General features: G+C 36.1%; 15 protein-coding genes. 6 read left to right on the forward strand and 9 right to left on the reverse strand.

The features are described 5' to 3' along the window. Window positions 1-5 precede the first annotated feature (5 nt). Both ABGT15_RS03585 and acs read left to right on the forward strand, forming a co-directional pair. Window positions 6-1,901, forward strand: coding sequence for an AMP-binding protein (locus tag ABGT15_RS03585; RefSeq protein ID WP_367230047.1), 1,896 nt, complete (start codon window positions 6-8; stop codon window positions 1,899-1,901). A 35-nt stretch (window positions 1,902-1,936) separates the two neighbouring features. Further along, window positions 1,937-3,844 carry an acetate--CoA ligase gene (acs, locus tag ABGT15_RS03590; protein WP_367230048.1) on the forward strand — a complete coding sequence of 636 codons (1,908 nt, stop codon included), beginning with the start codon at window positions 1,937-1,939 and terminating at the stop codon, window positions 3,842-3,844. Between the two features lie 32 nt (window positions 3,845-3,876). Here acs and ABGT15_RS03595 read toward each other — a convergent pair whose 3' ends face one another. The 3 genes from ABGT15_RS03595 to ABGT15_RS03605 form a co-directional block, all read right to left on the reverse strand. After that, window positions 3,877-4,479 (reverse strand): exonuclease domain-containing protein, encoded by a 603-nt coding sequence (locus ABGT15_RS03595; protein ID WP_367230049.1) that lies wholly within the window; start codon window positions 4,477-4,479, stop codon window positions 3,877-3,879. Window positions 4,480-4,482: 3 nt separating this feature from the next. Beyond that, window positions 4,483-6,402, reverse strand: a complete 1,920-nt coding sequence (locus tag ABGT15_RS03600; protein ID WP_367230050.1) for a DUF294 nucleotidyltransferase-like domain-containing protein — start codon at window positions 6,400-6,402, stop codon at window positions 4,483-4,485. 110 nt (window positions 6,403-6,512) lie between these two features. Further along, window positions 6,513-7,376: an EamA/RhaT family transporter gene (locus ABGT15_RS03605; RefSeq protein WP_367230051.1), complete on the reverse strand. Its 864-nt coding sequence runs from the start codon at window positions 7,374-7,376 to the stop codon at window positions 6,513-6,515. Between the two features lie 200 nt (window positions 7,377-7,576). On the opposite strand from ABGT15_RS03605, the gene ABGT15_RS03610 reads away from it, so the two are divergent. The 3 genes from ABGT15_RS03610 (at window position 7,577) to ABGT15_RS03620 (ending at window position 9,658) form a co-directional block, all read left to right on the forward strand. After that, complete coding sequence (locus ABGT15_RS03610) at window positions 7,577-7,945, forward strand: hypothetical protein (protein ID WP_367230052.1); 369 nt, start codon at window positions 7,577-7,579, stop codon at window positions 7,943-7,945. 171 nt (window positions 7,946-8,116) lie between these two features. Then, on the forward strand, window positions 8,117-8,392 hold the full coding sequence (locus tag ABGT15_RS03615) for a DUF3817 domain-containing protein (RefSeq protein WP_367230053.1): 276 nt from the start codon (window positions 8,117-8,119) through the stop codon (window positions 8,390-8,392). Window positions 8,393-8,419: 27 nt separating this feature from the next. Next, entirely contained in the window at window positions 8,420-9,658 is a 1,239-nt protein-coding gene (locus ABGT15_RS03620) for a mechanosensitive ion channel family protein (protein ID WP_367230054.1), read from the forward strand. 42 nt (window positions 9,659-9,700) lie between these two features. Here ABGT15_RS03620 and ABGT15_RS03625 read toward each other — a convergent pair whose 3' ends face one another. Together ABGT15_RS03625 and ABGT15_RS03630 are read right to left on the reverse strand one after the other, a co-directional pair. Then, window positions 9,701-10,069, reverse strand: a complete 369-nt coding sequence (locus tag ABGT15_RS03625; protein ID WP_367230055.1) for an acyl-CoA thioesterase — start codon at window positions 10,067-10,069, stop codon at window positions 9,701-9,703. Beyond that, the gene (locus ABGT15_RS03630) at window positions 10,066-10,482 is read right to left on the reverse strand and encodes an NUDIX domain-containing protein (protein ID WP_367230056.1); all 417 of its coding nucleotides are present in this window, start codon (window positions 10,480-10,482) and stop codon (window positions 10,066-10,068) included. The genes ABGT15_RS03625 and ABGT15_RS03630 overlap by 4 nt, the downstream gene beginning before the upstream one ends. Window positions 10,483-10,578: 96 nt before the next feature. On the opposite strand from ABGT15_RS03630, the gene ABGT15_RS03635 reads away from it, so the two are divergent. Further along, window positions 10,579-10,974: a glyoxalase gene (locus ABGT15_RS03635; RefSeq protein ID WP_367230057.1), complete on the forward strand. Its 396-nt coding sequence runs from the start codon at window positions 10,579-10,581 to the stop codon at window positions 10,972-10,974. A gap of 61 nt (window positions 10,975-11,035) precedes the next feature. Here the strand turns inward: ABGT15_RS03635 and ABGT15_RS03640 are convergent, their stop codons facing one another. Genes ABGT15_RS03640 through hisA form a run of 4 tightly spaced genes read right to left on the reverse strand, consistent with a single transcriptional unit; the run spans window position 11,036 to window position 13,848 of the window. After that, complete coding sequence (locus ABGT15_RS03640) at window positions 11,036-11,701, reverse strand: DUF2461 domain-containing protein (RefSeq protein WP_367230058.1); 666 nt, start codon at window positions 11,699-11,701, stop codon at window positions 11,036-11,038. A gap of 51 nt (window positions 11,702-11,752) precedes the next feature. Further along, window positions 11,753-12,346 (reverse strand): bifunctional phosphoribosyl-AMP cyclohydrolase/phosphoribosyl-ATP diphosphatase HisIE, encoded by a 594-nt coding sequence (gene hisIE, locus ABGT15_RS03645; protein ID WP_367230059.1) that lies wholly within the window; start codon window positions 12,344-12,346, stop codon window positions 11,753-11,755. A 16-nt stretch (window positions 12,347-12,362) separates the two neighbouring features. Next, window positions 12,363-13,118, reverse strand: coding sequence for an imidazole glycerol phosphate synthase subunit HisF (hisF, locus tag ABGT15_RS03650; protein ID WP_367230060.1), 756 nt, complete (start codon window positions 13,116-13,118; stop codon window positions 12,363-12,365). A gap of 1 nt (window position 13,119) precedes the next feature. Next, window positions 13,120-13,848, reverse strand: a complete 729-nt coding sequence (gene hisA, locus ABGT15_RS03655) for a 1-(5-phosphoribosyl)-5-[(5-phosphoribosylamino)methylideneamino]imidazole-4-carboxamide isomerase (protein ID WP_367230061.1) — start codon at window positions 13,846-13,848, stop codon at window positions 13,120-13,122. Window positions 13,849-13,875 lie beyond the last annotated feature (27 nt).

The following is a 13,875-nucleotide window of genomic DNA, read 5'->3' on the forward strand; positions in this document are numbered from 1 at the left end:
CGACAATGAATTACAACGATTTTTATAAAGAGAGCCTTGAAAACCCGGAACAATTCTGGAAAAAACAAGCTGATGTTTTAGATTGGTTTTCAAGACCTAAGAACATACTTTCCAAAGACGCAAATGGTTATCCACTTTGGTTTGAAGATGGAGAACTAAACACTTGTTATCTCGCTTTAGATAAGCATATTAACGATGGATATGGTGAAAATATCGCTTTCATTTATGATTCACCAGTAACGCAAACCATAAAGAAGTTTACCTATAACGAAGTTAAAACCGAAGTGGCAAAATTAGCCGGAGGTTTGCTATCATTAGGTTTGGAAAAAGGCGATACGGCGATAATTTATATGCCGATGATTCCGCAGGCTGCTTTTGCCATATTGGCATGTGCCCGAATTGGAGTTACACATTCCGTTGTTTTTGGTGGATTTGCTCCAAATGAATTGGCTATCCGAATTGATGATTGTAAGCCCAAAGTAATCCTTACAGCTTCATCCGGAATAGAAGTTGACAGGTTAATCGCTTATAAACCATTAGTTGATGAGGCTATCCAAATAGCGGAACACAAACCGGATAATGTGGTAATTTTCAACAGAAAATTAGGCGCTAAAATCCCATTCAAAAAATATGATATTGATTACGAAGCTTTAGTGTACGGATCAGAAGAAGCGGATTGTGTTTCCGTAAAAGCTACCCATCCGTTATACATTTTATATACTTCAGGAACTACTGGAAAACCAAAAGGAATTGTTAGAGATTCCGGTGGTCATGCCACGGCTCTTAGATTTTCAATGCAGTATATTTATGGTGTAAGGCAAGATGAAGTGTTTTGGGCTGCTTCTGATATTGGTTGGGCAGTAGGCCATAGTTTTACAATTTATGGTCCATTGTTGAATCGGAACACCTCTGTTATTTTTGAAGGGAAACCCGTGAAAACACCTGATGCTTCAACGTTTTGGCGAATCATTTCCGAGCATAAAGTAAGTGTAATGTTTACCGCACCAACAGCTATTAGAGCCATTAAAAAAGAAGATCCGAATGGTGATTTTATTAAGCAATATGATTTGAGCAATTTACGAACTCAGTTTTTAGCTGGCGAACGTTGTGATGTAGCCACTTTGGAATGGTACCGCGAACATATTCCGATTCCGGTTATCGATCATTGGTGGCAAACCGAATCCGGCTGGCCGATGATTGCTAACATGATGGGTGTGGAATATTTACCAGTTAAACCAGGCTCTTCAGGAAAGCCGGTTACAGGTTACGATATCAGAATTTTTAACGAAAACGGTGAGGAATTAGGGCCAAAAGAGGAAGGTTATGTAGTAATTAAATTACCTTTGCCACCGGGAATGATGCTTGACATCTGGAACGATAACGAGCGTTTCCAAAAAGGATATCTGGATAAATTTCCGGGTTATTATTTTTCAGGGGATGGTGGATTTAAAGACGATAACGGCTACGTTTTCATAACCGGAAGAGTAGACGATGTGATCAATGTTGCAGGTCACCGTTTATCTACTGCTGAAATGGAAGAAGTTGTAGCTTCTCATCCATCTGTGGCGGAATGTGCGGTTATCGGAATCTATGACAATCTGAAAGGACAAATTCCATTGGCACTGGCTGTTATAAAATCCGGTGATGGTATCGAAAAATTTCAATTGGAACATGAAGTGGTTCAGTTGGTTCGTGAAAAAATCGGTGCCGTTGCCTCTTTAAGAAATGTGATAGTAGTACAGCGATTACCCAAAACGAGATCGGGAAAAATTCTGCGAAAATTAATTCGAAACATTGTCGACGGCGAATCGTACCAAATACCGTCAACTATTGACGACGAAACAATTATAGAAGAAATTATCGCTGATTTACAAGAATATAAAATCGGCGTATTCAAATAAAAAATAAAGAATAAACAAAATAATACATTTAGATTATGAGCTATTATAAAATTAATAACCTCGAACAATATTTTAAGCATTACAATAAATCAATCCGTGAGCCTCGTAAATTCTGGGGAAAAATTGCAGAAGAAAACTTCGTTTGGTATCAGGCTTGGGACAAAGTAGTCGATTTTGACATGGGTGAAGCCAACGTAAAATGGTTTACCGATGCCAAAGTAAATATCGTCAAAAACTGTATCGACAGACATTTGGCGAAACGTGGTGATAAAACCGCAATCATTTTCGAACCCAATAATCCGGATGAAGCGGCACAGCATATTTCTTATAACGAACTTTACGACCGTGTAGCAAAAATGGCCAATGTGCTTCGTGATCAGGGGATTAAAAAAGGCGACAGGGTTTGTATTTATCTTCCAATGATTCCGGAATTAGCGATTTCTGTGCTGGCTTGTGCTAGAATTGGTGCGATTCACTCGGTTGTTTTCGCAGGATTTTCTGCATCGGCAGTAGCTTCGAGAATTATTGATTGTGAGTGTAAAATGGTGATTACTTCAGATGGTGCGTACCGTGGAAATAAATCCATTGATTTAAAAGGAATTATTGATGAAGCCATTGAAAAATGCTCGTCTGTAACTAAAGTATTGGTAGCAAAAAGAACTGATACACAGGTTAATATGAAGGAAGGACGCGATCAATGGTTACAACCACTTTTAGACGCGGCAATTCCTAACAATGTGGCCGAAATCATGGATGCTGAAGATCCGTTATTCATTCTATATACTTCAGGATCAACTGGAAAACCTAAAGGGATGTTACATACCACGGCGGGTTATATGGTGCAAACGGCTTATTCCTTTAAAAACATTTTCAATTACGAAGAAAACGATATTTTCTGGTGTACTGCTGATATTGGTTGGATTACCGGACATTCCTATATTTTGTACGGGCCACTTCTAAACGGAGCTACTACAGTAATTTTTGAAGGTGTACCATCATATCCGGATTTCGGTCGTTTTTGGGAAGTTATTGACAAACATAGAGTTACGCAATTCTACACGGCTCCTACAGCTATTCGTTCTTTAGCCAAAGAAAATGATGAATGGGTTGATAAATACGATTTGTCTACGCTGAAAGTTATCGGATCAGTAGGGGAGCCTATCAACGAAGAAGCTTGGCACTGGTACAACGATCACGTAGGAAAGAAAAAATGTCCGATTGTTGATACCTGGTGGCAAACCGAAACCGGAAGTATTATGATTTCGCCGGTTCCTTTCGTTACACCGACCAAACCAACGTATGCGACCTTGCCATTGCCAGGAATTCAACCGGTTTTAATGGATGAAAAACGCAATGAGATTGAAGGAAACCAAGTAGTGGGAAGTTTGTGTATTAAATTTCCGTGGCCTTCGATGGCGAGAACGATTTGGGGCGATCACGAACGTTATAAGGAAACGTATTTTTCAGCTTTCCCGGGCAAATATTTCACTGGAGATGGCGCTTTACGTGATGAAGTAGGGTATTACAGAATCACCGGAAGGGTAGACGATGTAGTAATTGTTTCCGGCCATAATTTAGGAACTGCACCGATTGAAGATGCAATTAACGAACATCCGGCGGTAGCAGAATCAGCTATTGTTGGTTTCCCTCATGATATTAAAGGAAATGCACTTTACGGATTCATTATCCTGAAAGAAACCGGAGAATATCGTGACAGGGATAATTTGTCTAGAGAAATCAATGAGCATATTTCCAGTCATATCGGACCGATCGCCAAATTGGATAAGATTCAGTTTGTTAGCGGATTACCGAAAACCCGTTCCGGAAAAATTATGCGTAGAATTTTACGAAAGATAGCAGAAGGTGATTTTTCAAATTTTGGTGATACCACCACACTGTTAAACCCTGAAATTGTTGATGAAATAAAAGAGAGTAGAGTATAAAAGAAAAGCCCTGAATTTCAGGGCTTTTTTTATTACTTCATTTTCAGTTTTCGACGCAGTTTTAAAAACACTAAAGCTGATGTGTAAGCATCACCGGAAGCTGTGCTGCGGCTGTTCTTCTTAACTTTATAAATGTCACAAAGCTGGTCTAAGGTATGATGTTGGTCTTCCGAAAGATTTTTAAGTCGTTGATGCATTACATTAATATCAATGACTTCATTTTTTAGTTTTCCAAGATTCATCTTTTTAAGAGCCTGGTTTATCATTTCAATATCAAGGTTGGTACTGTGTCCAACGAGTGTGGCATTTTTAATGAAATTGATAAACTGAACCATTGCCTCCGGTTCTGCAATGGATTCTGTATTTACTTTAAATAATTTCTCAACTGCTTCATTTTGAGCTGTTTCCTGTTGATTTGTAATAGATACTTCGAAAAAATCACCAATAGCAATTGCATCGTTTTGCACACCAATACACCCAATGGAAAGTATTTGATCTTCTTTCCAGTCTTGCCCTGTTTTTTCACAATCGAATACAATATAGCGAACCGGGGCATTAGCATCAGCTTTATCAAAACTTTCGGAATACTTTTTCCAGAAATCGGGATCACCTTTCCCTGTTAGCCAGTCTAGCATAAATTATGTGAAATAAGTTAATTGGAATCGGTTTTTAATCAAATCCTGAATATCGTTTATCGGCTGAAAACAGTTTTTAATCTTTACTTTATCAACCTTTGTAAGTTCTTCTAAATTAATGTATTGTCCGCCGGAATCCGTTTTTAATCCTTCTTCCGTTCTAAACCAATGTAAAGTGTGAAACGCTTCGGCACATTCTAAATACAAATCAGCATTTTGTGGTTCTAAATCTGCCAATTTTTTGTAACGCTGATAGGTATTAGTAATGCCTCTGATGTCTTTACTAATAGCAAAAACACGAGCCGCATCTACTAAAGGTGTAATGGCACGGCTTTTAATATCGAATGTATCTTTATGTTCTTCGTCCTGCTCTAATAAAAACTGTCTAAAAAAACCTAATGGAGCTGGTTTTTTAATGGCATCCGTTCCTAAAAAGGCATAGAATAACTGGTTGTTATTAGCTTTGGCATAGATGTCATCGGTTAGTGCTTTTTCGATAAAAGGATCGCCGTAAACGAAATCGTAATCAAAGAAAATAGTACTTAAATGAATTCCTTTTTCACCTGGAGTATTAATCCAAGTGTTGTATTGTTTTATCCAGTCAGTCAGTGATTTACACCAAAGTTCGTTGTTTGAATTTAAACCTTGGAGACTTCTTTCAAAACCAATCTTTTCAAAAGTTTCCAATACGCGTTCCGATAATCGCAGAAAGTAGTTTTTTACTTCGTCATAATGCTCGGAAGGCACATCTTCAAAAATTAAGGAGTTGTTGATATCAGTCATTAATAGCTGTTCTCTACGGCCTTGACTGCCTATACTGAACCAAGCAAATCTAACTGGTGGCGTTCCGATTTTTTCGATACCCAATTCGATGGATCTTCTGGTGATGGCATTGTTAATTTCGCTTGAAACACTTGTTATGTGGGCAATTGGAATGTTTTTATCAATCGAATTCTGAATCAAATCCGTTAATTTATCACGAACGATTTTCAACTCTTTTGAGCGATTAGCCCGTTTGGCTTGCTTCAGCAAAACTCCTGGGTTATTGGCTTGAGCAGCAACCACATCATGTTCGGAAATAATACCGGAAATTACACCTTTTTCAGTTCCGTCACGGGTTACACATAAATAACCGACATTGTGCTTCAGCATCATCATTTGAGCTTCGGCTATGGAAATGTTTTCGGGAACAGTCACTACCGGAGTAGTCATGATTTTATCGACTGTAGTATCTATTGGAAACTGACCGGTAGCAATTTTAGAAGTCAATTCAAAATCCGTAACAATACCAATCGGCATTTGATTTTCCTGAATGATTACACTTCCAATCTGCCTGCTGGACATCGTTTGGGCAATATGTCGAACTACATCGTGAGTGCTTGCCGTTATTGGATTTTTGGTATATTTAATCGGTTGAAAATACTGAATATCCGTGGCACTTTGTTCGTTGAAAATTGCATTTTCAGAGATTAGTTTACCGCGATTATCTTTATCGTAAGGATTTCTTGTATTTGAAGCAAAACTTTCTAATAAAAAGCTTAAAACGTGCGTATTACCGGCAACATAGGGACGGAAAGTTTCAATAGGAATAGCGTAAACAATAGAATCTTCACGCGATTTTGCTGTCATCAGATAATTGTTTTTAGCAAAGAATGGGCGCAATCCTAAAATATCGCCTTCATCGCATTTATCAATTAATGTTTCTTCAGCATCTGAAATAACCGACAAACCAATTGCTCCGGAAGCCACAACATAAAAAGAATCGTGGGTCGGATCACCAATTTTGAATAAAATCTGGTTTTTTTCAAGGTATACGACTTTAATGTGTTCTGCAATAGCAACCAATTCCACATAATTTAAGCTGGAAAATGGCGGATAATGCTTTAAAAAGTCGGCAATACGTTCTGCAATTGGGTTTTTCATAACGTTTTCAGTTATTTAGTTCTTGATTTTGAGATATGTACTTTCAAAACCATTATTTTTTAAAAGTACTAAATTCTTATAAAAATCAAAAGGAGGGAAGTGGATAATATTTAGACATAAAGCTGTGAAAATGTAATTATGATCACTGCTGTTAATGCTAACGCTATACCGGCATAATTTATTTTACTTAATTTTTCTTCAAAAGCTACAACACCAATAAAACTTCCAAAAGCAATTACACCAAAATTCATGGCTGCAAATACCGTTGATGGGTTTTCCGCAAAAGACTGATGTGCTTTTAAATAGAAGAAAATATTTCCGAAATTGAGAAGACCAAGTAAAATTCCCCAATAGATATTTTTGAGTTGAAATCTTGAATATCCCTTAATTATGTAAAATAGACTGATTAGTGTAGCAATTACAAAGGCGCCAGAGAAAATTATGAAAAGTGATGTTGTAAACGGGATTTCCTTTGTGGCAGCAATTTGCTTGAATAAAACATCAATTATTCCAAATCCCAGAAATACCATTAACGGATATGTTAAGTTGAAATTCTTTTCGTTTTTTGAATTGTTTCTATGTAAAGTAAAAAAAATGGCAAGGAATCCGACAGCCAATCCGGTTAGTTTTAAAAAACCGATAGTTTCATGAAAAATAAAAAAAGAAGCCAAAATCGGAATAAATAAAGACAATCGTTGTGCAATATCGGTTTTAGCAATTCCGATGCTTTTAATGGAAGCTGCCAAAAAAAGAAATATGGAAGGCAATAAAATCCATAAAGGAAAATAAATTTTCCATGGTGCCGAATTTTGTAAAATTTGAAAATCTGGTTTGAAAATAAAAAAACAAAGCAATATTGCTATTGCATAATTTGTATTTACAATCTGTTCCACCGCAACAGGGAAGCGTTTGGCATATTTAAGAAGTACTGCAACGGCAACACTACAGAGGATGCTCAATAGGATATAAATCATTAAAACAGAGATTTACTACAAAGAAAGCAGAATCTTATGATTCAAGCAAATAAATATTCTATTTTACATAATGTATATTATAGTTCAAAATGTGTCATTTCAAAAATACTTAAAAAACATCTTTAAAATGTTATGATAACTTTTATTTAATTAATAAATTTGCGAACCTGAAATAAATAACTAATCAAGTATATAATATCGTGGAAAACCCTACTGCTCAAAAACTGATCAATAAAATCCAGTTAGATTTGTTTAAGAACGGATTTGATGCCAAACCTTTAGTGACGGATTTAAAAAAATTAAGAGAATATGCTCTTGAAGAACAAAATCCGGTTTTAGTAAAAGCTATACGTTTGGCTTATGAGCATATCGAAGAAAACGGCGCGTTTTTAATTGCGATTCCGGATGACGAACCAATTGAAGGTTTCGAAGAAAATAATGATATTTCTTCTTCAACTGAAAACAATATGGAAAGCTTAGATTATCTTTTGAATTTATTTACTGATTTGAAAAATAAGAATAACATTTCAGATTTAAAAGAATACAACAAAGCGTTCATGGCATTTTAAGTAAAAATACATTTCTATTTTACATAATATTAAACTACGCTTTTGGCGTAGTTTTTTTATAAGTTTTAGTTAAATCCTGATAATTCTAAGATTTTCTGGCTTACTTTTGATTTGATTTTGATTTTTCGTCAAAATTAAATTGTTAATCATCTTATTTTCAATACTTTATTTATGAGTCGTTTATTTAAAATTATTGCACTCCTTGAAGGAATTTCGTTATTGGTTTTATTCGGAAACATGTTGTTTCTTAAACCCACTAATCTAGAACTGTATAAAACCCTACTCTTCCCTGTCGGTATGGCACATGGTTTATTGTTTATTGCTTATATCGTTTTGGCTACGATGTTTAAAATGGAAGAAAACTGGCCTTGGAAAAAATACGGTATTGTTTGTGTAGCTTCTGTGTTACCATTCGGAACTTTTTACGTAGAGAAAAAAATATTGTAAATTAGAGTATAAAACGTCATTGGCAATATGAAAATCTTTAACTGGGCGTATAAAATATTTAAAGAATTGGGATTCAGTGAACTTTGGGCTGATTATTCCAATTTAGCGATTAACATTATCATTCTGATAATCACAGCTTATGTTATCGATTATATCTTTAAAAAGGTACTTATCATACTAATGGCTATTGTGGCTACCCGCACAAAATCTACGTTTGATGATTTTTTGGTGGCTAACAAAACGGCCAAATATGTAGCGCACTTATTTACATTGTTTTTCATTCACAAAACCGTTCCTATTATTATGAAGGATTTTGTGTATTGGGAAGGCATTTTTACAAAAGGCGTCAAATTCTACATTATTATCTTATCGCTTTGGATAATCCGAAGTATTTTCAATGCTTTAAAAGATTACTTAAAAGGCAAAGAAAAATACAAAGACAAGCCTATTGACAGCTACATTCAGGTTATCATGATCTGTTTGTGGGTTTATGGAATCACATATTTCATATTGACCTTGTTTGATATTGAATTAAAAACGCTTGTTACTACTTTAGGAGCTGTTTCCGCTTTAATCTTATTGATTTTCCGTGATACCATTTTAGGTTTTGTAGCCAGTATTCAGGTGACTGTAAACGATATGGTTCGCATTGGTGACTGGATTACCATGGAAAAATACGGTGCCGATGGTGATGTAATTGAAATCAACCTGGCCACGGTAAAAGTGCAGAATTTTGACAATACCATTACTACGATTCCAACCTATTTTCTGATTTCCGATTCGTTTAAAAACTGGCGCGGAATGTTAGATTCCGATGGAAGACGCTTAAAACGTTCCATCCTTTTAAAATCGAGCAGTATTCGTTTTTTAACGGATGATGAAATTGAAAACCTTAAAAGAATTCAGTTGATTGCACCTTATCTGAATCACCGTCAGAAGGATATCCAGAAATTCAATGACGCTCACGGTATCGATAAATCGGTTCTGATTAACGGGCGTAATCTTACTAATTTCGGTATTTTCAGAAAGTATATCGATCAGTACATTGCCAATCATCCGGGCATAAATAAAGACATGCTGTTCATGTGTCGTCAGTTGCAACCTACACAAAATGGTATGCCACTGGAGATTTATGCTTTCGTAAACGATAAACGATTAGTGGAATACGAGCACATAATGGCTGATATTTTTGACCATATTTTAGCTTCCGTACATTATTTCGATATGGAAATCAACGAAACAGGAGCTATAAAAATTGAATATTAAACAAAAAAGGGAATTAGTCTGAAAAAACCAATTCCCTTTTTTTTATTCTTCCGGGCTTGTTTTTCCGTGAATTGCCGGTTGTCCGAAACTGTCAAGATTTACCATTGTAATGGCATCAACCGTAATGATTACGGCTTTGGTCATTACATTGCGCACCTCACAACGCATGGTTATGGAAGTTTTTCCGAAACGAACAATATCCAAACCGATTTCAATAATATCGCCTTGTCGTGCCGAACTCATAAAATTGATTTCCGACATGAATTTGGTAACTATTCTATTGTTTTTCAGAATGATGATAGAATATAAAGCCGCTTCGTCATCAATCCATGATAATAATTTTCCTCCGAATAAGGTTCCGTTTGCGTTTAAATCCTCGGGACGAACCCATTTTCTGGTTTGGTAGTTCATAATTTGAATTTATGTAAGGACAAAGTTACAATATCTATATGGTCAAAAGCAAGATTTGGTAAATCTTTTACAGAAAACCAGCCTGTTTCTTTAGCATCATCAGCAGCAATGGCAACAGTATTTTCAGGAACAATTCCGAAATAAGCAACAGAAACGACATGACTTCGAGGATCACGAAAGGGCTTTCCAAAAGCACCAACCTGTTCTAAATCAGTAACTTTTATTTGGGTTTCTTCTTCCAGCTCTCGGATGGCTGCTGTTTTTAAATCTTCATTTTCGTCTACAAAACCGCCGGGTAAAGCCCAGCAATCCTTAAAAGGTTCGTTTTTGCGTTTAATCAGAAGTAATTCATAATCGGTTGATTTTCTAAGGATAACGGCATCAACCGTAACAAATATTTTAGATGTTCTCATGGTAAAAGTTTTCAACACTAAACTACTAATAACTTTTTAAATCTGTCGATTATCAGCATTTCAGTTTTCGTAATTTTAATTCAAAGGATAGAAACCATGGAAAATCGCGACACTTTTCTTATTGATTTGAGAGGCGAACCTCTTGGAACGATTTCGGCTCAGTCTACCTCTGAAGAAGTATTTCAGAACAGGACTTTACGACCTATACTGGTTTTACAGAACGAACTTTTTATTGAAGTTTTCTTGAATTATGCCATCAAGCAGAAAAATGTATTCTTCTCGTTATCACCGGATAAAAAAATGACTTACATTGAAAATGTGATTCAGCGCGATATCAAATTCAGAAATTCATTGAAAGGAATTATTATCGGACTTTTTACGGTGGAAGAATACAAAGACTACATCAAAAATTCCTCAAACATCAACAAAAGGATGATGAACATGCTGATTGAACGCCTAAAAAATCAGGTTCAGATTCTGACTGACGAGTAACCACAACCAAAAACAATAATACCACTAACCAAAAAAGCTGCCGTAACGGGCAGCTTTTTTATTAATAAATACTTTCTCCGTTTAAATTGGTTCCCAGTACTTCGCTCATGTAATCGAAAAAAGGACGCATGGCCAGAAATGTATTCACGACTTCCGTTTTGAAATTTTTGTCCATCACTTCTTTATCGGTGAACCTCCTGGATATTAAGTATTGTTTTTTACGGATTAAATCGATGTCCAGATGTTCTTTATCAAAACCTTTTGGAGCCGTTTTCAATTCATCACCTTCTAATTTTCCAAAAGTCCTGATAAAATTTTCATCAGAAATAATTGCTCTAATTTCGGTAGCATCCATTTCAAATTCTTTACGGATTCGGTTTAAGTCTTCAGCATTGGGTTCCCAAAAACCGCCTCCTACAAAGCTTCCGCCCGGTTCAATATGCAGATAATAACCACCTCTTAATAAAGGTTTCGTTCGGCCTAAAGCCACACCAAAATTAGTTTTATACGGCGATTTATCTTTCGAGAAACGAACATCACGGTAAATTCGGAACATCTGGATTTTATCAATACTGTCGGTTTTTCCTAAATCGGTTACTATTTCCTGAGCAAACACTTTGAAGTCTTTTTCAAGTTTTTGGAACTCTTTTTTATTATCGGAAAACCATTCGCGGTTGTTGTTATTCTTTAATTGGTTCAGAAAATCCAATGTCGCTTTTGAAATCATATTTTTCTTTTAAAAATACAAATTTTTATTTTTCGGATTTAACAGATTTGATTATTTGTTTCTGGATTTTAAGATTTCTTCAACAGCATTCAAATTAAAACCTTTCGCTTGCAATAAAATTAGGTAGTGAAACAGTAAATCGGCAGCTTCGTTTAAAAACAAATCGTCATTATTGTCTTTGGCTTCAATTACTAATTCGACCGCTTCCTCTCCTACTTTCTGTGCCATTTTATTGATTCCTTTTTCGAATAAAGAAGTTATATAGCTGTTTTCGGAAGGATATAATCTTCTTTCTTTTATGGTTTTTTCCAGTTCTGAAAGAAAGCCGAAACTTGAAATAGTATCGTCTCCCCAACACGTAGCAGTACCTTTGTGACACGTTGGTCCTTCCGGTTTCACCTGTATTAAAAGCGTATCGTTATCGCAGTCCATTTTGCAATCGATGAGATTCAGAAAATTGCCACTCTCCTCTCCTTTTGTCCACAAACGTTTTTTGCTGCGACTGTAAAATGTTACTTTTTTGGTTTGTAAAGTAATTTCCAATGCTTCCTGATTCATATAACCGAGCATCAGGACCGTTTTTGTTATCGAGTCCTGAATTATCGTCGGAACCAATCCGTTATTTTTTGTAAAATCTATTGTCATTTGTTCCTTTTTGATATTATAATCGGATTTCTATTTTCTGATTTTTTAGTTCTTTTTTTAGTGCCGGAATTTCAATTTTCTTAAAGTGAAACACACTGGCAGCCAATGCGGCATCGGCTTTTCCGTTGGTAAATACAGAAACAAAATCGGCAATACTTCCAGCTCCTCCTGAGGCAATTACCGGGATACTCACCGTTTCTGATAAGGTACGCAATGCTATATCGGCAAAGCCATTTTTGGTACCGTCATGATCCATTGAAGTAAACAAAATTTCTCCCGCACCTCTTTGTTCGACCTCTTTTGCCCAATCGAATAAATTAAGTTCCGTAGCAACTTTTCCCCCAACGCTATGCACTTTCCAGTTGCCGTTAATTTGCTTAGCATCAATGGCTACTACAATGCATTGGTTTCCAAAATTGTCAGCTAATTCATTGATTAATTGCGGATTACTGATAGCCGAAGAATTTACAGCAATTTTATCTGCGCCGTTTTGAAGCAACAGTTTTACATCCTCCACCGACGAAATTCCACCACCGACAGTAAATGGAATGTTGATGGATTTCGCCACTTTCCTAACTAAAGGAATTAGTGTTTTTCTGCGTTCCTCAGTTGCGGAAATGTCGAGAAACACCAATTCATCTGCGCCGCTTTCAGCATATTTTTCAGCTAATTCAACCGGGTTTCCGGCATCTTTTAAGTGGATGAAATTCACACCTTTAACGGTTCTTCCGTCTTTAATGTCTAAACACGGAATGATTCTTTTTGCTAACATTTTAAATCGTTTGAATGATGAATTGTTCAAGTTCTTTTAATGAAATCCGATTTTCATAAATAGCTTTACCGATGATTGTACCTTCGCAGCCCAACGCGGCTAATTTCGGAAGCTCATCAATTGCGGAAATACCTCCTGAAGCAATGAGTTTTACATTTGAAGCAGCTTGCAGAATTTTGTGATACAGGTCAAAACTTGGTCCTTGCAGCATTCCGTCTTTAGTGATGTCTGTACATATAACATATTGAATTCCATTATCTTGGTGTTTTTTTACAAATGGAATGACGTCTTCTGAACTTTCTTCCGTCCAACCGGAAACTGCTATTTTGTTGTTTTGCGTATCAGCACCTAAAATGATTTTAGAGGCTCCGAAATCTGTAATCCATTGCTTGAAAGTTTCCGGTTTTTTTACAGCAATGCTTCCTCCGGTAATTTGATTCGCGCCACATTCAAAAGCAATCCTCAAATCTTCATTGGATTGAATTCCACCTCCAAAATCAATTGAAAGGCTTGTTTTAGAAGCTAACTGCTCCAGAATTTTATAATTTACAAGCTGACCGGACTTTGCACCGTCTAAATCGACTAAATGTAAATATTGGATTCCGCTGTTTTCGAACGCTTTCGCTACTTCCAGAGGGTTTTCATTGTAAATTTTGGTTGTATTGTAATCGCCTTTTGTTAAGCGGACACATTTTCCGTTGATAATATCTATTGCCGGTATAATTCTCATTGTTTAATTATTTTTTTGAGATTTAAA

The organism is Flavobacterium enshiense (assembly GCF_040750275.1).
Classification (GTDB): domain Bacteria; phylum Bacteroidota; class Bacteroidia; order Flavobacteriales; family Flavobacteriaceae; genus Flavobacterium; species Flavobacterium enshiense_B.

Bases quoted from the DNA above. Each gene is read 5' to 3' on its own strand.
- ABGT15_RS03585 (WP_367230047.1), top strand. From the start codon at position 6: ATGAATTACAACGATTTTTATAAAGAGAGCCTTGAAAACCCGGAACAA.
- acs (WP_367230048.1), top strand. From the start codon at position 1,937: ATGAGCTATTATAAAATTAATAACCTCGAACAATATTTTAAGCATTAC.
- ABGT15_RS03595 (WP_367230049.1), bottom strand. From the start codon at position 4,479: ATGCTAGACTGGCTAACAGGGAAAGGTGATCCCGATTTCTGGAAAAAG.
- ABGT15_RS03600 (WP_367230050.1), bottom strand. From the start codon at position 6,402: ATGAAAAACCCAATTGCAGAACGTATTGCCGACTTTTTAAAGCATTAT.
- ABGT15_RS03605 (WP_367230051.1), bottom strand. From the start codon at position 7,376: ATGATTTATATCCTATTGAGCATCCTCTGTAGTGTTGCCGTTGCAGTA.
- ABGT15_RS03615 (WP_367230053.1), top strand. From the start codon at position 8,117: ATGAGTCGTTTATTTAAAATTATTGCACTCCTTGAAGGAATTTCGTTA.
- ABGT15_RS03620 (WP_367230054.1), top strand. From the start codon at position 8,420: ATGAAAATCTTTAACTGGGCGTATAAAATATTTAAAGAATTGGGATTC.
- ABGT15_RS03625 (WP_367230055.1), bottom strand. From the start codon at position 10,069: ATGAACTACCAAACCAGAAAATGGGTTCGTCCCGAGGATTTAAACGCA.
- ABGT15_RS03630 (WP_367230056.1), bottom strand. From the start codon at position 10,482: ATGAGAACATCTAAAATATTTGTTACGGTTGATGCCGTTATCCTTAGA.
- ABGT15_RS03635 (WP_367230057.1), top strand. From the start codon at position 10,579: ATGGAAAATCGCGACACTTTTCTTATTGATTTGAGAGGCGAACCTCTT.
- ABGT15_RS03640 (WP_367230058.1), bottom strand. From the start codon at position 11,701: ATGATTTCAAAAGCGACATTGGATTTTCTGAACCAATTAAAGAATAAC.
- hisIE (WP_367230059.1), bottom strand. From the start codon at position 12,346: ATGACAATAGATTTTACAAAAAATAACGGATTGGTTCCGACGATAATT.
- hisF (WP_367230060.1), bottom strand. From the start codon at position 13,118: ATGTTAGCAAAAAGAATCATTCCGTGTTTAGACATTAAAGACGGAAGA.
- hisA (WP_367230061.1), bottom strand. From the start codon at position 13,848: ATGAGAATTATACCGGCAATAGATATTATCAACGGAAAATGTGTCCGC.